Annotated in this window: 15 protein-coding genes; 10 read left to right on the forward strand and 5 right to left on the reverse strand. The window is 54.9% G+C overall.

Annotated elements, in window-relative coordinates:
• Positions 1–54: 54 nt before the first annotated feature.
• Positions 55–8,652, reverse strand: a complete 8,598-nt coding sequence (locus Q3H59_RS23210) for a GH36-type glycosyl hydrolase domain-containing protein (RefSeq protein ID WP_405042412.1) — start codon at positions 8,650–8,652, stop codon at positions 55–57.
• Between the two features lie 272 nt (positions 8,653–8,924).
• Here Q3H59_RS23210 and Q3H59_RS23215 point away from each other — a divergent pair, with 272 nt between their 5' ends.
• Positions 8,925–9,086 (forward strand): YnfU family zinc-binding protein, encoded by a 162-nt coding sequence (locus tag Q3H59_RS23215; protein ID WP_217548267.1) that lies wholly within the window; start codon positions 8,925–8,927, stop codon positions 9,084–9,086.
• 4 nt (positions 9,087–9,090) lie between these two features.
• Positions 9,091–9,336 (forward strand): hypothetical protein, encoded by a 246-nt coding sequence (locus Q3H59_RS23220; protein WP_101761527.1) that lies wholly within the window; start codon positions 9,091–9,093, stop codon positions 9,334–9,336.
• A 17-nt stretch (positions 9,337–9,353) separates the two neighbouring features.
• On the opposite strand, the gene Q3H59_RS23225 is transcribed toward Q3H59_RS23220, so the two are convergent.
• Positions 9,354–9,626 (reverse strand): hypothetical protein, encoded by a 273-nt coding sequence (locus tag Q3H59_RS23225; protein ID WP_192413032.1) that lies wholly within the window; start codon positions 9,624–9,626, stop codon positions 9,354–9,356.
• A 195-nt stretch (positions 9,627–9,821) separates the two neighbouring features.
• On the opposite strand from Q3H59_RS23225, the gene Q3H59_RS23230 reads away from it, so the two are divergent.
• Positions 9,822–10,298 carry a ferritin-like domain-containing protein gene (locus tag Q3H59_RS23230; protein WP_101761525.1) on the forward strand — a complete coding sequence of 159 codons (477 nt, stop codon included), beginning with the start codon at positions 9,822–9,824 and terminating at the stop codon, positions 10,296–10,298.
• 166 nt (positions 10,299–10,464) lie between these two features.
• Positions 10,465–11,847, forward strand: a complete 1,383-nt coding sequence (clcA, locus tag Q3H59_RS23235; RefSeq protein ID WP_309837560.1) for a H(+)/Cl(-) exchange transporter ClcA — start codon at positions 10,465–10,467, stop codon at positions 11,845–11,847.
• A 108-nt stretch (positions 11,848–11,955) separates the two neighbouring features.
• On the opposite strand, the gene ampR is transcribed toward clcA, so the two are convergent.
• The gene (gene ampR, locus Q3H59_RS23240; protein ID WP_309837562.1) at positions 11,956–12,840 is read right to left on the reverse strand and encodes a LysR family transcriptional regulator AmpR; all 885 of its coding nucleotides are present in this window, start codon (positions 12,838–12,840) and stop codon (positions 11,956–11,958) included.
• 116 nt (positions 12,841–12,956) lie between these two features.
• On the opposite strand from ampR, the gene blaPSZ reads away from it, so the two are divergent.
• Positions 12,957–14,090, forward strand: coding sequence for a PSZ family class C beta-lactamase (gene blaPSZ / locus Q3H59_RS23245; RefSeq protein WP_309837901.1), 1,134 nt, complete (start codon positions 12,957–12,959; stop codon positions 14,088–14,090).
• A 65-nt stretch (positions 14,091–14,155) separates the two neighbouring features.
• On the forward strand, positions 14,156–14,296 hold the full coding sequence (locus Q3H59_RS23250; protein ID WP_167391175.1) for a hypothetical protein: 141 nt from the start codon (positions 14,156–14,158) through the stop codon (positions 14,294–14,296).
• Here the strand turns inward: Q3H59_RS23250 and Q3H59_RS23255 are convergent.
• Both Q3H59_RS23255 and Q3H59_RS23260 read right to left on the reverse strand, forming a co-directional pair.
• A complete protein-coding gene (locus Q3H59_RS23255; RefSeq protein ID WP_309837565.1) occupies positions 14,283–15,395 on the reverse strand; it encodes an MFS transporter in 1,113 nt (370 codons plus the stop codon). The genes Q3H59_RS23250 and Q3H59_RS23255 overlap by 14 nt on opposite strands.
• Positions 15,392–15,934, reverse strand: coding sequence for a TetR/AcrR family transcriptional regulator (locus tag Q3H59_RS23260; RefSeq protein WP_309837567.1), 543 nt, complete (start codon positions 15,932–15,934; stop codon positions 15,392–15,394). The genes Q3H59_RS23255 and Q3H59_RS23260 overlap by 4 nt, the downstream gene beginning before the upstream one ends.
• 175 nt (positions 15,935–16,109) lie before the next feature.
• Here Q3H59_RS23260 and Q3H59_RS23265 point away from each other — a divergent pair, with 175 nt between their 5' ends.
• From Q3H59_RS23265 to Q3H59_RS23280, 4 genes are all read left to right on the forward strand, one after another.
• Positions 16,110–16,736 carry a response regulator gene (locus Q3H59_RS23265; RefSeq protein WP_110866872.1) on the forward strand — a complete coding sequence of 209 codons (627 nt, stop codon included), beginning with the start codon at positions 16,110–16,112 and terminating at the stop codon, positions 16,734–16,736.
• Positions 16,737–16,765: 29 nt separating this feature from the next.
• Positions 16,766–17,146 (forward strand): Hpt domain-containing protein, encoded by a 381-nt coding sequence (locus tag Q3H59_RS23270; protein ID WP_309837569.1) that lies wholly within the window; start codon positions 16,766–16,768, stop codon positions 17,144–17,146.
• A gap of 247 nt (positions 17,147–17,393) precedes the next feature.
• On the forward strand, positions 17,394–17,951 hold the full coding sequence (locus tag Q3H59_RS23275; RefSeq protein ID WP_405042416.1) for a fimbrial protein: 558 nt from the start codon (positions 17,394–17,396) through the stop codon (positions 17,949–17,951).
• Positions 17,952–17,999: 48 nt separating this feature from the next.
• Positions 18,000–18,704 carry a molecular chaperone gene (locus Q3H59_RS23280; RefSeq protein ID WP_405042417.1) on the forward strand — a complete coding sequence of 235 codons (705 nt, stop codon included), beginning with the start codon at positions 18,000–18,002 and terminating at the stop codon, positions 18,702–18,704.
• Positions 18,705–18,756: the final 52 nt, after the last annotated feature.

The following is an 18,756-nucleotide window of genomic DNA, read 5'->3' on the forward strand; positions in this document are numbered from 1 at the left end:
GCTGCGATATTTTCCACTGCTGGCTATGGTGAAAACTAATGACCTTAGTGATTGCTACTCAGCGAGATGAATTCGTACCTGATGATTTCCGACGTCGCAGCTGAGTGTGATGGCATCATCGGCACTCAGCACATCATCCAGCCACAGCTGATAAGCGCCGGGCGTGCGCCGCATCTCAATCTCATAGCGCGCGGACCCTTCATGATAAATCACCTTCGCGCCCGGCCATGCTTTGGGCAGACGCGGACGCAGCCGCAATTTATCGCCGTGGCGCGTGATGCCGAGCAGGCTTTCGATGATCAGCTGATAAGTCCAGCCCGCCGATCCGGTGTACCACGTCCAGCCGCCGCGACCTTCATGGTTCTCGGCGCTGTAGACATCCGCCGCCATCACATAAGGTTCGACTTTGTAAGTTGCAACAGCGGCAGCATCAAGGCTGTGATTGATCGGATTGATCAGCGCCAGCAACGCCCATGCGCGCTCGACCTGGCCCATCTCGGCGAACGCCATAATTGCCCACAGCGCGCCGTGCGTGTATTGCCCACCGTTTTCACGGATGCCAGGCAGATAACCGCGAATGTATCCCGGATTGGGGCCTGCGCCATTGAACGGCGGCGTCAGCAGTTTAATCAGGCCGTTATCGCTATCCACCAATTGCTGATCGAGCGCCTGCATTGCCGAGGCGCATTTTTCGTGATCGCCAGCCGCAGTCAGCACCGACCAACTCTGCGCGATGGCATCAATGCGACATTCGGCGTTGCGCTGTGAACCCAGGGTTTCACCGTTATCGAAGTAGCCACGCAGGAACCATTCACCATCCCAGGCGAGCTGATTGAGCGCCGTTTTCAGCTTCTCCGCCTGCTGTTCGCACAAGCTGGCGGCTTCCGGCTGATCGATACGTGTGGAGAGCGCGGCAAAGCGCGTGAGCACGCTGTAGAGGAAAAAGCCGAGCCAGACGCTTTCACCTTTACCGGCAATACCCACTTCGCTCATGCCGTCATTCCAGTCGCCGGAACCCATCAGCGGCAAACCATGCTCACCAAACCTCAGACCATGCTGGATGGCACGCAAGCCATGCTGCCACAGGTTTTCCTGCAGCTGACTGACGTTCGGCAGGCTGTAAACTGACTCTTCTTCGGCGGTGAGCAGTGGCGCTTCAAGATAGCTAATCGGCTGTTCTAACAGCGCAAGATCCTCCGTAGCGGTGATGTAGTGGCAGAGTGCAAAGGGCAGCCAGAGATAATCATCTGAGCAGCGGGTGCGCACGCCGCGTCCGGCAGGCGGATGCCACCAATGCTGCACATCGCCCTCGAGGAACTGGCGGGAAGCGCACAGCACCAGCTGATCGCGCAGTAAGTTGGGCGCGGCATGGGTGAGCGACAACGTATCCTGCAGTTGATCGCGGAAGCCAAACGCGCCACCGGACTGATAATAACCGCTGCGCGCCAGCAAACGACTGGCCAGCGTTTGGTACAGCAGCCAGTTATTCGCCAGCAGATTCACCGCCGTATCGGGCGTTTGCACCTCGACTTTGTTTAACAGATTGCGCCATTGCTGCTGCACTTTCGCCAGTTCGGCTTCCGCCTGTTCGCTGGGAAGAAATTGCTGCATCAGCGTCAACGCCGCTGCGGTATCTTCCGCCGCGCCTAACACGAACACCAGCGTGCGCGTATCGCCGTCAATCAAGGTGGTCAGAGTTTGCAGAGTGGCGCAGGGATCGAGTCCCGCGCCGGTGTTACCCGACAAGCCTCGCGCTTGCATTATCGCTGGCTTGCGCGTCGAACCATTGCGGCCCAGACACTCAAGGCGATTACCGCTGAAAGCAATCTGATTGCCGGATGCGGCGAAGAAGGCGGTGCGCATCGATCCGCTGCTGGTATAGGGATTTACCGCCAGAATGGCGCTGCCATCTGCCACTATCGCCGCAGAAGTTTGTACATGGCGGGCAGATTGGCTCATCAGCTCACCCAGAACCCATTCGACGTAGCCGGTGATCGACAAATGACGGGTTTTGCCAGACAGATTACTGAGCTGAATCAGGGTGATTTTCGCCGCCTGCTCGCCAGCTACGAAGGTGGTGAGCGTGCTGCTAATGCCTTGCTCCTGATGCATAAAGCGGCTGTAACCCATGCCGTGCTGCGTCAAATAATCTCCGGCGCCGCGCATCGGCAGCGGCATAGGTGACCAGACATCGCCGCTCTCCTCATCGCGCAAATAAAAGGCTTCGCCCGACGTATCGCTGACCGGATCGTTGTGCCACGGCGTCAGGCGGTATTCATGCGCATTTTCATACCATGTGTAGGCCTGACCACTTTCTGAAATCACGCTACCAAACTGTTTATTTGCCAGCACATTGCACCAGGGCGCGGGCGTCTGCTGATGTGGGGACAACAAAATGTGATATTCACTGCCATCGGCGCTGTAGCCGCCGGTGCCATTAAACAACTGCACGCTTTCCGGCGCAGCGAGGCGGGCGGGCGCGGGAAAGGCCTGTTTATGCGCCAGGAAGCGGCAAGGCGGCGCCACCGGCTGCGGTTTTAACAGCACCGTCAGCTGGTCGGCCAAACTGCCGTTGCGGCCTTCCAGCACCACGGCAGCTACGCTGAGTAGCAGCGTGACATCTTCGGGCGCAAAGTGCTCGCTTTGGCGCAGGAAGATGCCGCCAGGCTTGTCGGTCAGCATCTGCATCTCGCCTGATGAAATCATTTTGATCAGCTGATTTTGCAACAGCTGCTGATAGCCGATTTGCTCGCCGTTGAGGATCACCAAATCTACCGTCAATCCTTTCTGGCGCCAGTATTGATGCGCTTTAATCAGATTGCTCACCAGGCTGAGTTGGGTACCGTTTTCGATGCGCACCAGCACGATCGGTAAGTCGCCAGACAGCGAGTGTCGCCACAGCGACGATTGTCCCAGGCGATTCTGCTGCAGACGCTGGCTGTCGCCGCGCATTTCAGGGCTGGCAAAAATCACCGCGCTGGCGAGCTGGTTATACAAACTGGCATCTTCAGCGAGGATATTCAGCTGGCGCAGCGCCACCTGACTGTGAGAAGCCGCCATTTCAAATACCCGATTGGCGTAGACATTGTTGCGATACTTCTCAATCAAGCCAAGGCAGGCATCACGCTGCGTGGTGACGCCATACACCAGATCGAGGGTGACGGATTTACCCGCTTTGATGGCGATTTTCTGGCGAATCGACAGAAATGGATCGAGCACCGCACCTGCGCTGCCGCTGAGTACGCCATCGGCTGCCATCGCCTGCGGATCGGCGGCAGTTCTGCCGCGACCAATAAACTGTGCGCGGTCAGTTTCATAATGCGTATCGCGCTCGCTGGTGCCATGAATCAGCAGGGCGTGGAACATCCACAGCGGCTCGGTTTTCTCATCGCGCGGGCGGCGATGCGCCAGAATCGCTTCCAGTTCAGTGACGATTTCAGTTTGCAAAAACAGGTTGCTGAACGCCGGATGCGCCATATCGCTGGCGGCAGAAGCCAGCACCACTTCCGCGTAGCTGGTGATATCTATTTCACGCAGCTGGCGTGAATGGTTGGTCAGGACGATGCGGCGGATTTCCACATCATCTTCTGGCGACACCACCACCTGGGTGCGGGTGCTGAGCGTTTCCATGCGCGATTCAAACTCCGCGCCGGCGTCGGTAAAGCGCGCAATGTGCTGCGGGCGCGCATCACCGCTGGGCTGGAACGTCGGGCTAATCAGCTCGCCGGATTGGCGATCGCGGATGTAGCAGAAGATACCGTGCTGATTGCTGGTGCCATCGGCGCGCCAGCGGGTTAACGCCAATCCTTTCCACTGGCTGTAACCGGTGCCGGATTGCGTCACCATCACATGATAATTGGCGTTCGACAGCAGCTGGATTTGCGGCAGATGCGCCGCCGAGCCGCTGAACTCGCGCAGTTCGGGCGTATCTGAACGCGGCTTAATCTCGCTGGTGTCAACGAACTGCCGACGCGGGGTATACAGCTCAATGTCATCCGGCACGCGCTCCTGCAGCAGCAAGTAGGAAGACTGGAAGCGCGCACTCGACATAAACCGCGCCACCATCGGCGCTTCATGCAGCAGGTGCGAAATCGCCAGAAAACCCATGCCCTGGTGATGCGCCATGTAAGTTTTCACCGCGACAAATTGCTGGCCGCGCGCCAGGCGCTGCGCGGTGAAATCGAGCGCCTCGTAAAAACCGTATTTGCCGCAGGCACCCATTTTCTTCAGTCGCATCAGGTTGTCGGTGGCCTGATGCGGCAGCACCATCAGCGCCAACAGCGAGGCGTAGGGCGCAACCACATGATCATCGTTGAGGCCACGCTTCAGCCCTAACTCTGGCGTACCAAAGGCTTTGTATTGATAGTTTTGGCTGTCATCGAACGCGGCGTAAGCCGACTCGGAGACGCCCCACGGAATCTGCGCGGCATCACCGGACGCGATCTGCTGCTTCACCGCCGACAGTGCCATTTTTTCCAGCAGCGTATCCGGGTAAACCGGCATCACCAGATGCGGCATCAGGTACTCAAACATCGAGCCGCTCCACGACATCACCGCCGGTTTGTTATCCAGTTGGGTGAACAAACGGCCCAGCACGAACCAGCTTTTTACCGGCAGCTGATTAGCAGAGATGGCGTAGTAGTGCGTCAGGCGCACTTCGGACGGGAAGAGATCGTAATGGCCTTTATCGAGCGCGCCGCTGTCGAGATTGTAACCCACGCTGAGCAGCGCGGTTTTATCAACATAGAGAAAGCGGAAATCCATTTTTGCATGATCTTCCAGCCGTCCTTCCAGCTCCAGCAAGGTCGCCATGCGTTCACGTGCGGCCCACATCACAGACGCCGCGAGCTGAGAATGGAGGCCGGGGCGATGACGCTCTAACTCACTCAGCCACAGCAGAGAAGGTAAGGCGGCAGGCAGATCATCATCCGGCGTGAGCCAGCTGAAAAACAGCGTCCACTCCTGCTGCAAATCGCTGAGCTGGTGGATAAACCGTTCGAACCATTTCACCTGCAACAGCGGCAGCTGCATCTGCGCCAGCAGAATTTCACTCTGCGCGATCAGCGACGAGAGATGGTTGGCAATCGCAACGGGCGCGGCCTGTTGCAGCGCAGCAAACTGCGCGGTTAACTCATCCCAGCGATCGTTACGCTCTGTGCCCATTTGCGCTTTCGCCAGCAGCAAGGTGTCATGCAGACCGGCCATGATCACTGGCAAGGCGAGCACCGGCAGATGCTTCCACTGCGCAAGCCCGGCCTGCAGGGTGGCGAGGTGCGCGGCGAGGTTGCCACTATCGACGGTGGAGACGTAGCGCGGATTTAATGGCTTCAGCGTGTAAGTGTCATACCAGTTGTAGAGATGTCCACGAAAATGCTCCATGCGATCGAGGCTATCCAGCGCGGCGAGCGAACGGGCTATCACCGGTTTCTGCGTAATGTAGCCAAAATCCCATGCGGTTAAATTGGCCAGCAGCGACAGGCCGATATTGGTTGGCGAGGTGCGATGCGCCACCACCGGCTGCAACACTTCCTGAAAATTATCCGGCGGCAAGTGGTTATGTTCGGCGGTGACGAAATCTTCAAACCAAGCCCAGGTGTGACGCGCGGTGTGGCGCAAAAACTGTTGCTGCTCGGTGGAGAGCTTTTTCTGGCGCGAATGGGCCGGTTTACTCAACTGCCACAACAGCCACGGTGTGATCAGCCACAGCAGCGAGATCGGCAGCGCCAGCGCAATCAATTCAGGATTAACCAGCGCGGTTAAAAGTGACAGTGCAACGCCCGCCGCTGGGTTAAACCACATCGCCTGATAAAAATGGCGCAGTGACGGCGTGGGCGATGAACTGCCCGCCGAGGCGCTTTTCCATTCATGGAGAAACTGCCCGCTCACGTTGAGTCGCCACAGCGTGACGATAATCGCCTTCAGCGACCAGTAGCTTTCATGCGGTAGTGTCGCCAGCGTCAGTCCCGCGCGGCTCAGGCGCATTAACGCATCCGAAGACAGGATAGAGAGATGATGCTGCCAGGCGCGCGTCTTGCTTTTGCGCATGCCTTCCATGCTCAACGCTAAGGCGCTGGGCAACAGCAGGAACAGCGCAATGCAGCCGAGCCAAAACGGCGGATTCGCTACCCAACTAAATGCCAGAAACATCAGCAGCAGCAAGGCGGGCGCAATCAGGCTGCGACGCAGGTTGTCGAACAATTTCCAGCGCGACAGTGCACTGAGCGGATTGGCCTGATAGCCGCCATCCTCCAGACGCACGCGCAGTTTCAGCCAGTTCAGCAGTTGCCAGTCACCGCGCACCCAGCGGAAACGCCGCGCGACATCGCTGAGATAGTTATCCGGGTAGTGTTCGTAAAGCACCACATTACTGACCACACCGGAGCGCGCATAACAGCCTTCCAGCAAATCATGGCTGAGCACCAGATTTTCCGGGCAGGTATTACGCGTCGCGCGGGTAAAGGCCGCCACATCGTAAATGCCTTTGCCGACAAACGAACCTTCGCCAAACAGATCCTGATAGATATCGGAAGACATGGATGAATACGCATCGTTGCCCGGCACGCTGCTGGAGAGACGCGCGTAACGGCCCTGGCCAAAGGGCGGAATCTCCTCCGCCAGACGGGGCTGCAGAATGGCATAACCTTCCACCACGCGATTCAGGCTGTCATCAAACACCGGCGCATTGAGCGGATGCGCCATAATGCCAATCAGCTTATGCGCGGTTTCTCGCGGCAGAATGGTGTCGCTATCGAGGGTAATGACGTATTTCACCGTGCGCATTTGCGCCTGGCTGGCACCGACGATGACGTTAAATGTCTCTGCTTCGCCCTGCAGCAAGCGATTGAGCGCATGCAGTTTGCCGCGCTTACGCTCATAACCCATCCACACGCCCTGCGAAGGGTTTAGCACACGGTTGCGATGTAGCAGAGAAAAAAGCCCATCACTGTGCGACTTGCTGCTGTAACGGCGGTTGAGCGCCTGAATTTTCAGCACTGCGTAACCGATGATTTCGGCATCATCGTCATCGTGTTCGGCCGCGCTGTCGGTGAAATCGGCCAGCAGCATAAAGCTGATGTTGTTGAGCGCATTACCGAGATAGCTGGTTTCAAGCGACCGCAACAGCGCATCGGTGCCATGTTTGCTGCTGATTAAACAGGGGATCACCACCAGCGTGCGATCGCCATCCGGTACCGCCCGCTCGTAATCAAGTCGCGGAAGCGGTACCGGATGGCGGGTGCGGGTTGTCACTTCGCTGAGCAGCTGCAGGGCGAGCTGGCTGCTGATTAAGATCACCGCCGGCACCAGTAACAGCCACAGCACCACCGACATCGCGGATTGATGAGTGAAAAACAGCGCTTCGGCGCTGAAAGCGGTGGTCAATAACGTCAGGCTGCCCAGCCAGGAGAGCAGCGGCGTTTGGCTGAGATGATGGCGCGCCTGATTCAGCCAGGAACGGCGCGGCTTTAGCTGTTGCTCAAGCTGCGCACGCCCTTTATCCAGCAGGAAGTAACCAATATGCTGTTGGCGCGCTGGCAATGCGGCCTGACGACTCAGCGCCAAAACCTGATTGGCCACGTTTAGCTCGTCGAATTCGCTCTGGCGAGCCAGCTCTTCAACCACATGCCGATATTGATCGCGGCTGTCAAAATGCATCTGGGGATAAATCCCGGCGGGATCCTGCGCCAACACCTGCTCGACCAGGCTCAGCGACTCCACCAAATCCTGCCAGTTGATTTCGCCAAGCTGGCGCAATCCGGCAATGCTGTTGCTGACCGAGAGCTGACTTAGTGCCAGCTGGCGGTTGAATTGTTCAATCACATCCGCAGTATTACGCCCGGTGTTCAGCAGGTGTTGCTCCACCCAGGTCAACGCCAGCGAGTGATTCTGCCCATTCAGTTTGCGCGCCAGTTCGGCGACAAACGCTCCGGAAAGCTGATCGTTTTTGTGCGCCATATCGGCGATCACCTGAATCACGCGAGTGGCGTCCCTGGCGGAGTGATGAACGATCTCATTAATCCACGCTTCGGCCTGGCTGCGCTCCTGATGAATCTCAGCAACGCCTTGCGCAATACGTGCGAGGTTATCGAGCAGCGCAAAGCGCAGCATGGCGGGAAGCGCCCAGAGTTCACCCATCAGCAGCGGCGTCACGCGTTGATAAGCATGAATAAAGGTCGCCAACACTGCTGACTCTAAGCGGCCATCACTGTGGCTGATCATCTCATCCGCGATCGCCTGAATGCGCAAAGAGTGCGCGGGGTCTTTCAGCGCAGGTAAACCCTGACCAAATTTGGTGGGCAACAGATGGCGCACCATCCGAATTTGCTCTTCAATAATATAAAAATTATCCAGCAACCATTCGCCAGCCGGTGTCAAATTACGCTTCTCACCGGTACTTAATATTTCAGCGCTTTTTATCAGCGCCTGTTCGTTTTCCGTCAGCCGCTGCAATAATTTATAGCTTTTTTTGGCGTCGGAAAGATGATGCGTTTTTGCCAGACGCTCGCCATATATTTCCATTTGCCGCTCGGAAAAAACATCTGGCCGGTTCGCCTGGTAAACACCGCTGTGATGTAAAAACTCAAAACTACTGCGTGCCGTTGCCGGAAGCGCACTACTGCTAATGAATGACCCGGTGGGAAGTTTATTTTTCATAATGGCGTCGCAAAAAAATCCAATGGATTATAAAAGTCAGCACTATCAACAGGAAAGTCGACGGTATAAGAGAGGGCGAGGGAAAATATTTGTCTTATTTGAGTATAGTGCCAAATCGATCTTACGGTTGGTTTATAAAATAAAAGTTAATTTAAAACATTTAACTGAACGTAATGATGGGGTTGAGGATCTTTAACGTTGCTGTCAAGTGTGAGTGGCAATGAAAAAAATCAGGTGTGTTAGAATCAGTTAACGGAAAAAGGAAATAAATTATGAGCTGGTTAAATCAATTTTTAGAAAGCTTATCACGCCGGGAAGTCAAAACTCAGTGTCCAGTCTGTAAAAAGTTTTGCCCACAATCTTCCTTAAAGCAAGCGCGCGGACAGGCTATGTTGTGCCCGCACTGTAAATCACTGTTTATTGCCGAGGAGTAAGCCAATGCGCCATATTCTTGAATGGATTGATGTAAATGAACAAGCGCCCGGCTACAAGCAGGAGTGCATCGTGCAATTTGAAAATGGTGAGGTGCAGGGCGGCTGGCTTTATGGCGGGCAATCGCGCAGCGGCGAGCATATTTTCCTTGAAGCGCATGCGGAATATGAAACCAGCATGGAGGTGAATTTCTGGATGTCATTGCCGCCAGCGCAACCGGACCAACTCGCTGCGTTTCACTCGCCGATATGAAAGAGCACAAGATAATATTATCGCTCATATTCTATAAATGACCGTTGCGCTTCAGCCTGATCGACAAACTGAAAAGCGTAAGGATGTATCAGTTGTTCATCACAATACCAGCAGTCATTAACACGTTTAAAAACGTCACCCTGATGAAAGGTTTGAACTTTATCCAGACGCATAACGGCATATTTGCCATTGTTGAAGGTAACTTCATACAGAGAAATTAATCCGAGCGGCATTAATCTGCGTTCGTGAATAATTTCGCCGTTGAGCTCTGGCGGGTCTGGCTTTTTCATTATGTTCTCTCCGATTGACCTGGTTTAAGTCTGGCAATGATTTAAACAATGCGGTGAGTTTATTTTCAGGCTTCGCTTGTGAATTATTTATTGTCCGCCAGGATTAAGTCAGGCTTATGTGCCGGCGTAATTCCTTATTCACTCTCGCCCACGTTTTTACCTACCTGATATTCTATTCTACTAAAAGGCCATATTATGACGATTAAAACACTGCAAGATCTGTTTGTGCATGATCTTTCTGATATTTACAGCGCAGAAAAACAGATCACCAAAGCGTTACCAAAAATGATTCGCGCCGCCTCTGATCCTAATCTGGTTGCGGCTTTTAAACAGCACCTCGAAGAAACGCGCGGACAAATTGAACGTATTGATCAACTGGTTGAGCTCACGGATGGCGTGCAGATCAAACGAATGAAATGCCATGCGCTGGAAGGTCTGGCCGAAGAGGCGCAGGAAATTATCGATGAAGTAGAAAAAGGGCCGGTTTGCGATGCTGGACTGATCGGTGCCGCACAGAAAGTTGAGCACTATGAGATCGCCACCTACGGCACCTTGCGCGCCTTAGCTCTGAAGCTGGATTATCAGGATGCCGCCAGGTTACTGGGTGAAACGCTGGAAGAAGAAAAAGCCACTGATGAAAAACTGACGCTGATTGCTGAAGAGCAGGATTAATTCCCCGTAGAGGAGGTTGATGCATCGGCTAAAAATGCCCAACCTCTTCGATCCTGAAAAATCCGCTTGCGAATTCCTGGGTTAAAAATCACTTCATTCTCAGTATGCTAATCCCTCTTTTTTCAAACTAACGTTTGAACACTGTTCTGAATACAGAGGGATTTGCATGTCTGCTCATCATCACTCCGCAGAGCCCAAAACGATTTTACGTGCTGGGCGCTTCTTATTGATGCAGAAACTATTACGCCGCGACAAAACGCCCGTTGCACTATTACTGCTGGCTGCGCTGGTCGGTGTGCTAACCGGTTTGGTTGGCGTAGCCTTTGATAAAGCGGTGAATTTTGTGGTGCAGACGCGATTGAGCTGGCTGGCGGATGCCGGTGACAATCTGCTGGTGAAAATAATCGGTGCGTTTTTCCTTTCGGCATTATTAGGCGCTATTGGCTATTTCCTGGTGCGACGTTACGCGCCAGAAGCGGGCGGATCGGGTATTCCTGAAATCGAAGGCGCGCTGGAGGAGCTCCGACCGGTGCGCTGGTGGCGCGTACTACCAGTGAAATTCATTGGTGGCATGGGCGCGTTAGGTTCAGGCATGGTGTTGGGTCGCGAAGGGCCAACCGTGCAACTGGGTGGCAATATCGGCGGCATGTGTGTCGATCTGTTCCGCGTTAAATCTTCTGAATCTCGCCACACGCTGCTGGCAACCGGCGCTGCCGCGGGTTTATCGGCCGCCTTCAATGCGCCGCTGGCGGGCATCCTGTTTATTATTGAAGAGATGCGTCCGCAATTTCGTTACAGCCTGATTTCCATCAAAGCGGTGTTTGTCGGCGTTATCGTCTCAAGCATTGTTTTCCGCGTGTGTAATGGTAATGAGGCGATCATCAATATTGGTCAGTTGCAGGATGCGCCAACCAATACGCTGTGGCTTTATCTGGTATTAGGTGTGTTATTCGGTGGCTGCGGCGTGGCATTTAATCGCTTCATTTTCCTCGCGCAGGATCAGTTTCAGCGTTTGCATCAAGGTCGCGTGGCACCTTGGGTAATATGGGGAAGTTTACTGGCTGGCGCGTGCGGCGTGATTGGCCTGGTGCTGCCACAAGCCATCAACGGCGGGATTGCCCTGATCCCCGATTTCTCCAGCGGTAGCTATAGCGCGCTGGCCTTGTTTCTGCTCTTCGCACTGCGCACGCTCATCACTGTCTGCTGTTTCTCCTCCGGCGCGCCAGGCGGTATTTTCGCCCCGATGCTGACGCTAGGCACGCTGCTCGGCACCTGCTTCGGCCAGCTCTGCATGCAGTGGCTGCCGGGTTTACATCTGGAGCCGGCAACCTTTGCCGTGGCCGGAATGGGCGCGCTGTTTGCGGCGTCGGTGCGCGCGCCGCTGACCGGCATTGTGCTGGTGCTGGAGATGACCAACAATTATCAGCTGATTTTGCCGATGATCATTACCTGTCTCGGCGCAACGCTGGCCGCGCAATTCTTCGGCGGCAAACCGCTGTACTCCGCACTTCTTGCACGCACGCTGGCGAAGGCGAAACAGATAGCGTAAGGCCTGGCTTACGTGCGGGCGCTGACACATCTGCTGCGGCGCGAGGACCACCGGACCAAAAGTGACTCCGGCCTGCGCATTCGCGCTATAAATCACGTGTTCGTTTAATTAGTGCGCACCGGGCAAAAAGGTATTCATCAACCAGCCAGAAAACGCGGTCATCGCGGCGCTTTCGTGCCGCGATTGCAAACGCGTTAACCAGTAGCCGCCGAGATCGATTTCAGCGGCGAAAGGGCGCACCAGCTTCTCACTTTGCAGCAGGTGATTGAAAATCCTCACCGGTGCCAGCGCAATCCCCGCACCTAACAATGCCGCTTCAATCATCGTCAGCGACGAGTCAAAAATCATCACCGGATGCGCAGGCGATGGCGCATGTTCGTTAATGCTTTGCAGCCATTGGCTCCACTCATCACGGCGGAATGAGCGCAGCAGGGTAAATTTGTGCACGTCTGCAGGCTGTTGCAACTGCCGGGCAATGGCCGGATTACACAGCGGTGATAACGGCGCAGGACAAATACACTGCGCCTCGGTGCCGTGCCAGGAGCCGCTACCAAAGCGAATGGTGTAATCGTGGCCTTCGGCAGCCGGATCGACGCGATTGTTGTGGGTGGAGAGTTGCAGCTCAATGTGCGGATAACGGCGGTTAAAATCCTCTAAGCGCGGCAACAGCAAGCCGGTGGCAAAGCTTCCCACCACACCAACTTTCAATTTTTCGCGCATTTGACCGGATGAGAAACGATCCAGCGTATCGGCAATCCGATCGAAAGAGTCGTTGAGCACCGGCAACAGGCTTTCGCCTTCTGTGGTTAGCATCAATCCGCGCGACACCCGCACAAACAGCTGGCAACCGAGCTGCTGCTCCAGCGATTTTACCTGCTGGCTCACGGCTGCATGGGTTACGTGCAGCTCAATCGCCGCATTAGTAAAACTTAGATGACGTGCAGCGGCTTCAAAGGCTCTGAGCGCGTTTAGGGGAATATAGGGTCGTGTCATGCGCCAACCTGTAAGATTTTCTATTGTCTGACGCTAAAATTAACAGTTTGTTGCACCCTGTCAAATTGGGCAAACTGCCTGCGGAACAACAACCCGGAAGGTTAACTACAGTGAAATTGATTTCTCAAACATTGATAGCAACAGCGCTGACCTCGGCGTGCTCCATGGCGTTCGCCGCGAAGGCGGATGTGCAGGCAACCGTTGATCAGGCGATCAAACCGCTAATGCAGCAGCAATCGATTCCCGGCATGGCGGTGGCGGTGGTGGTTAAAGGCCAGCCTCACTATTTCACCTGGGGCATGGCGGATGTCAAACAGCAGCGCCCGGTCACCCAAGACACGCTGTTTGAGCTGGGTTCGGTGAGTAAAACCTTCACCGGCGTGCTGAGTGGCGTTGCGGTGAATAAAGGAGAGATCGCGCTGAGCGATGCTGCCAGCAAATATTGGCCGGCACTGAACACGCCGCAGTGGCGCGACATCACGCTGCTGCAGCTGGCGACTTACACCGCTGGCGGCTTGCCGCTGCAGGTGCCCGATGCCGTGACCGAAGAAAAGGCGCTGGCGAACTTCTATCAACAGTGGCAACCGCAGTGGGCGCCGGGCAACACGCGTCAATATGCCAACAGCAGCATCGGCTTATTTGGCTGGCTGGCGACGAAACCCAGCGGGCTGACTTTTGAACAGGCAATGCAGCAGCGCGTATTCACGCCATTGCAGCTCAAGCACACCTTTATCACCGTGCCTGACGCCGCGAAAAATGCTTACGCATGGGGCTACCGCGAAGGCAAACCGGTGCGCGTGTCGCCGGGCATGCTGGATGCTGAAGCCTATGGCGTGAAGTCGTCGATTAAAGATATGGCGCGCTGGATGCAGGCCAATATGGATCCGCAGCAGGTTAACGATAAGCCGCTGCAGCAGGCGCTGGATTTCGCGCAAACGCGTTTCTATCGCACCGATGCGCTCTATCAAGGTTTGGGGTGGGAGATGCTGGATTGGCCCGCTCAGGCGGAGATGGCGGTGAAGGGCGCGGATAACAAGGTGGCGCTTGGGCCGCAGCCGGTGCGGGATGCCGAATCACATCCGCGTGTCAGCGCGTCGTGGGTGCATAAGACCGGCGCAACCGGTGGGTTCGGTGCTTATGTCGCCTTCATCCCGGAGAAGCAGGTCGGCATTGTGATATTGGCGAACAAAAATTATCCCAATACCGAGCGGGTTAAAGTCGCGATGCAGATTCTGAAAGCGTTGCAGTAAGCGTATGGGGCGAACGCCTCGCCCCATCAACTACACTTAATGGGTGATCAACAAAGGAGCTTCAGATGAGCAATCACCCTAAAGATAAACGCGACGTGAATGATGAAAAGCATCCCGCCAAGGACAATCCCAGCGAACACGGTGAGATCCCCAGAACGCGCGATGACAGTGAAGACGACAAAAAAGATCCGTTTAACGACGAATAACAAACATCATTAGCAACGGCAGCGCGGCAAACAGCGTTAATGCGGTTGGCGCGCCTGCCAGCATAAAGAGTTGTCCAAACAGCAGTGATCCCATCACCTGACCCGCAGCCAACATAAAGAACAAGATGCCTACGCCAACGGCGGGGGCATTGTTGGTTGCTTCTGCGCCCCACACCAGCAACACGCCCGAGAGCGTAACATACGCCGCGCCACCCAGCGCCACGGCGGGAAACAGCCAGGCTGAATAGTGATGGCTGAACGCCAGTAGCAATAAGGGCACGGCAAGGCAGCATTGCGACAGCCAATAAACCCGCTTCATCCCCATCCATTTCGCCATCGGGCCGGTGATCGCGCCGATAATGCCTGCTGCGCCAGCGATGAGCCACAACAGGCTAACCATGCGGTCGCTGACGTGAATGTGATGCAGCAGATCCGGGCCGAAGCTCCACCAAGCCGCGCTGGCGACGCCGCTGAACAGTGCAATGAAGATAAGGCGCTGCAGCGAACGCTGCCGCAGGTGGCTTAACCAGGATTCACGTTGAGCGTTTTCATTGTGATTGGGTAGCTGGCGCCAAATCGGCACCAGGCAGATCATCGCCAGCGCGGCAAAAACCGCACAGGCGATGCGACAGCCGCCGGGCAGCCAGTACAAAATTGGCACTGACAACATAATGCCCATGCTGGTTCCGGCATTGATAACCGTGTTCATCTGCGGCTGTTGCTCAGCCTCAATACGCTGGCTGACGGCGCTCGCTAACGCAGGCGAGGCGAGACCGGCGCTCATACCGGCGATAAACAATCCCACGCCGAGCATCCACGGCGATACCGCGCTCGCGATGATCAACAAACCCAACGCGGCACACAGCGCGGCAACCGCAGCAGGAAATCGCGGCCCGGCGCGGGCGGTCATCATCGGCGCGATCAACACCGCCACACAGTAAGCGGCAAAGCTACAGGCCGAAAGCACGCCAGAAACGCGCCGGGTAAAGGGGATGTCGTGCATCACCTCGGGCATCATCAAGCCCCAGGCGAAACGCGCCATACCGTAGGTCACCGCGATAAGTGCAAATCCGGTGATGCCGAGCGCCGTACCCTTCATGTCTTTTCACTGAACGCGATAAGCTGCAGCGCGGCGTTTTTACCGGCTTCGCACGCCTGCGCAGCGCCGATGATCAGCGCGGAAGTCAGCACACCTTCAAACAGCAGCCAAACCGCATCCGCTAGCGCGACATGCTGCTTGCCGAGCGCCTGCTGAATGGCGCGTGCAATGTAATCGCGCATCTTGTGGCGGTAAGCCAGCGCCTGTTCAGCTAGCGCGGCATCTTCTCCGGCGTATTCGCCCCATGCCTTGAGAAACAAGCAGCCATTATTGCCGTATTGCTGCATCCAGTCGGCCATCGCATCGAACATATGGCTGACCGCTTGCGGATGGTCCGGCGATTGCAACGCGGCGAAGAAACGATCTTGTCGCGCCTCCAGCACCGCGGCCGTTAGCGCTTCACGCGAGGGGAAATAGCGATACAAGGTGCGCGTCGAGACATTCGCCTCGCTGCAAATGCGATCGGTGCTGATGGCGTGAAAGCCGTTGAGATAGAACAGCCGCTCAGCGGCATTGATGATATCGAGTTTCTTTTTCATCCTTAAAAAGTAAACCGATCGTTTTACTTTTGCAAATTTGGCTTGTCATCCATTTCGCCCATTTTGTAGGACATTTCCCCGGAATTGGGAATATCGCACCGCTTATCTGATTGTTTTATTGGTAAGTTATTTTAAACTACATGGAACAACTCCTGTCGTCGTAGAAGAGGTGAAGATGGCGAGTATTTTGATAATTGATGATCATCCAGTCGCACGTCTTGCGGTTCGTTTTTTACTGGAAAAAGATGGGCATACGGTGGTAGCCGAAGCGGAAGAGGGCCACCAGGCGTTGAAAATGATCAACGAACATCATCCCGATCTCATCGTGCTTGACCTCGATATTCCTGGACTAAGCGGCATTGAGCTGATCGTGAAATTGCGCGCAGCGGAATATCGCGGTGGCATTCTGGTGTTAACCGCTCGCGATGATGACCACTATTTGAGTCGCTGTATGAGCACCGGGGCCGATGGTTTTGTCGGTAAGCGTAATAATCTGGAAGAGCTGGGTGATGCGGTGCGCGCCGTGATGCGCGGTTACGGCTACTTCCCACTGAAGCGCCGCGATAATAAGGGCACCAATAAAATGCCCGAAGCGGAAGTGGATGCGATTAAAAATCTCTCAAGCCGCGAATTTCAGGTTCTGCAGCATCTGGCGCGCGGTATGAAAGTGATCGATATCTCTGAGATCATGCACATCAGCAATAAAACTGTCAGTACTTACAAAACCCGCATCCTGACCAAACTGGCGCTGAGTTCTACACTCGAATTAATCGATTTCGCGCGTCGTCATCATCTCGATTAGTGTGCTGCGTTGCACAGAAAGAGGCTCTCTTGGCTAAATCTGCAAAATCCTTAGATTCACTACTTAGCCTGGAGCGCCTGCGCACGTTAACTGGCCACGATGAATCCCTGCTTTACGCCATGCTTGCCATGACACTAAAAAGTAATTCCACGGATTTAAACGTAGCTGCAGCGCTTTATGCCCGCGCGGATTGGGGTGAACTCGCCAAAAGCGTGCACCGTATTGCCGGAGCCGCGCAGATCACCGGCGCTCGTCGCGCTGAACATGCCTGTCGCCAGTTAGAAACAGCCTGCCTGCAATCTCTCCCTGACAACATCCTCTTAGCCAATCTGTGGTCGGAAGTCTCTTCAACAGTTGAAGAGATCAATGCCAGTATTGCTGATTACCTCGAGCAGCATTCTGCTCAATAAATCCTGACGCCCGCATCAATGCTTACAATGGACTACAGCGGCCTACAAAATGGACTACAAAAATTACAGCCTATCTTGACAAATGTAGGCCTCCGCTCTGATACCTGACATCCCCTGTAAACCGTAATCTTCACGCCATCAGACGGACACCTTCCCTTAAGCAACACCAGGTCTTCTTAAGGGTACTCAGTCTGAGGACCGGAGCGATTAGCCTCCACGTAAAAACGACAAACAGGGAATCATTCTCGTGAGCAAAACTACTCAATCTATTTTCGCTGCTTCCGCTTTGGCTCTGCTGGTGATGAGCGCGTCGTCTCAGGCATCAGACGGTACCATCACCTTTAATGGTGAACTGACTGCCAGTACCTGTGACGTTATCGTTGCCGGCCAGGGGGCAGATGCCACGGTCGTGCTGCCAACGGTATCAACTGTCAAGCTGGCAAACCCGTCTGATGTTGCGGGTCGTACTGGCTTCAACATGGCGCTGAATAACTGTAGTGGCACGTTGAAAACGGCATCAGCCTTCTTCGAAGCGGGTGCAACGGTTGACACCGTAACCGGTCGTCTGAAAAACATGGTCACGGCCCCTAACGGTGGTGCAACCAACGTTAGCCTGCAATTGCTGGATGGGGACAACTCGAACGTGATTCAGGCGGGCAACCAGAATCAAATCACAAACAATTCCTTCGTCGACGTAGCCTCCGGAAGTGGAACGCTGTCCTATGCGGTGGAGTATTTCGCCGAAAATGCCACCACCCCGGGTTTGGTATCAAGCAACGTCGTTTACTCAATTATGTATAAGTAGTCATCGTCAGGTGGGAGAAATCCCACCTTTCTTTCTCAGGATTTCAACATGAACATCTCCCGTAACAAAACCCTGCCTTTTTTTGCTTTGCTTTGGGCAACCTTAATGAGTGGCCAGGCATTAGCCAGCATCGTCATTACCGGTACGCGCGTTATCTATCATCAGGATGACAGAGAGGTTTCAGTACAACTTAAGAATGTGGGGACCTCACCCGTCTTGGTCCAAAGCTGGGTTGATAACGGAGATGCCAATGCGACGCCTGAGAACATTCAAACGCCTTACATCATCACGCCGCCTGTTAATCGGGTTGATGCTGGTAAGGGCCAAACACTACGTCTCTCAATGACTAATCCAGCACTATTTGCTCAGGATCGTGAATCAGTGTCATGGCTAAACGTGCTGGAGATTCCGGCTAAAACCAAAGACAAGGCGGAACTTAATACCTTACAGATGGCGTTCCGCACCCGTATCAAACTGTTTTATCGTCCAGCAGGACTGAAGGGCGATGCGAATGAAGCGGTGAAATCGCTGAATTGGTCTGTGAGTAATGGCCAGCTGAAAGCCAGCAATCCAACGCCTTACAACGTCTCGCTAGTGACGGTTACGGTGAATGGACGCACGATTGACGGTGAAATGGTGCCGCCACTCTCCTCGTTGACTTTCAAAATCAGCGCCAGCGCAGGTGCCAACGTAAGCGGCGACTACGTTAACGATTTCGGGGCCGTTCAGCCTTTTACCGCTGCCATTAAATAACTTCTCTCTTGAATCTCTATCTCCTATAGCCGGCATGTCAGGACGTGCCGGA

Origin of the sequence: Pantoea sp. SORGH_AS_0659 (genome assembly GCF_031453915.1) — a bacterium.
Taxonomy (GTDB): Bacteria; Pseudomonadota; Gammaproteobacteria; order Enterobacterales; family Enterobacteriaceae; genus Pantoea; species Pantoea leporis.

Coding starts and splice junctions, on each gene's coding strand:
- Q3H59_RS23265 (WP_110866872.1), top strand. CDS start 16,110: ATGGCGAGTATTTTGATAATTGATGATCATCCAGTCGCACGTCTTGCG.
- clcA (WP_309837560.1), top strand. CDS start 10,465: ATGTCTGCTCATCATCACTCCGCAGAGCCCAAAACGATTTTACGTGCT.
- ampR (WP_309837562.1), bottom strand. CDS start 12,840: ATGACACGACCCTATATTCCCCTAAACGCGCTCAGAGCCTTTGAAGCC.
- Q3H59_RS23260 (WP_309837567.1), bottom strand. CDS start 15,934: ATGAAAAAGAAACTCGATATCATCAATGCCGCTGAGCGGCTGTTCTAT.
- Q3H59_RS23220 (WP_101761527.1), top strand. CDS start 9,091: ATGCGCCATATTCTTGAATGGATTGATGTAAATGAACAAGCGCCCGGC.
- Q3H59_RS23210 (WP_405042412.1), bottom strand. CDS start 8,652: ATGAAAAATAAACTTCCCACCGGGTCATTCATTAGCAGTAGTGCGCTT.
- Q3H59_RS23255 (WP_309837565.1), bottom strand. CDS start 15,395: ATGAAGGGTACGGCGCTCGGCATCACCGGATTTGCACTTATCGCGGTG.
- Q3H59_RS23250 (WP_167391175.1), top strand. CDS start 14,156: ATGAGCAATCACCCTAAAGATAAACGCGACGTGAATGATGAAAAGCAT.
- Q3H59_RS23215 (WP_217548267.1), top strand. CDS start 8,925: ATGAGCTGGTTAAATCAATTTTTAGAAAGCTTATCACGCCGGGAAGTC.
- Q3H59_RS23225 (WP_192413032.1), bottom strand. CDS start 9,626: ATGAAAAAGCCAGACCCGCCAGAGCTCAACGGCGAAATTATTCACGAA.
- Q3H59_RS23230 (WP_101761525.1), top strand. CDS start 9,822: ATGACGATTAAAACACTGCAAGATCTGTTTGTGCATGATCTTTCTGAT.
- Q3H59_RS23280 (WP_405042417.1), top strand. CDS start 18,000: ATGAACATCTCCCGTAACAAAACCCTGCCTTTTTTTGCTTTGCTTTGG.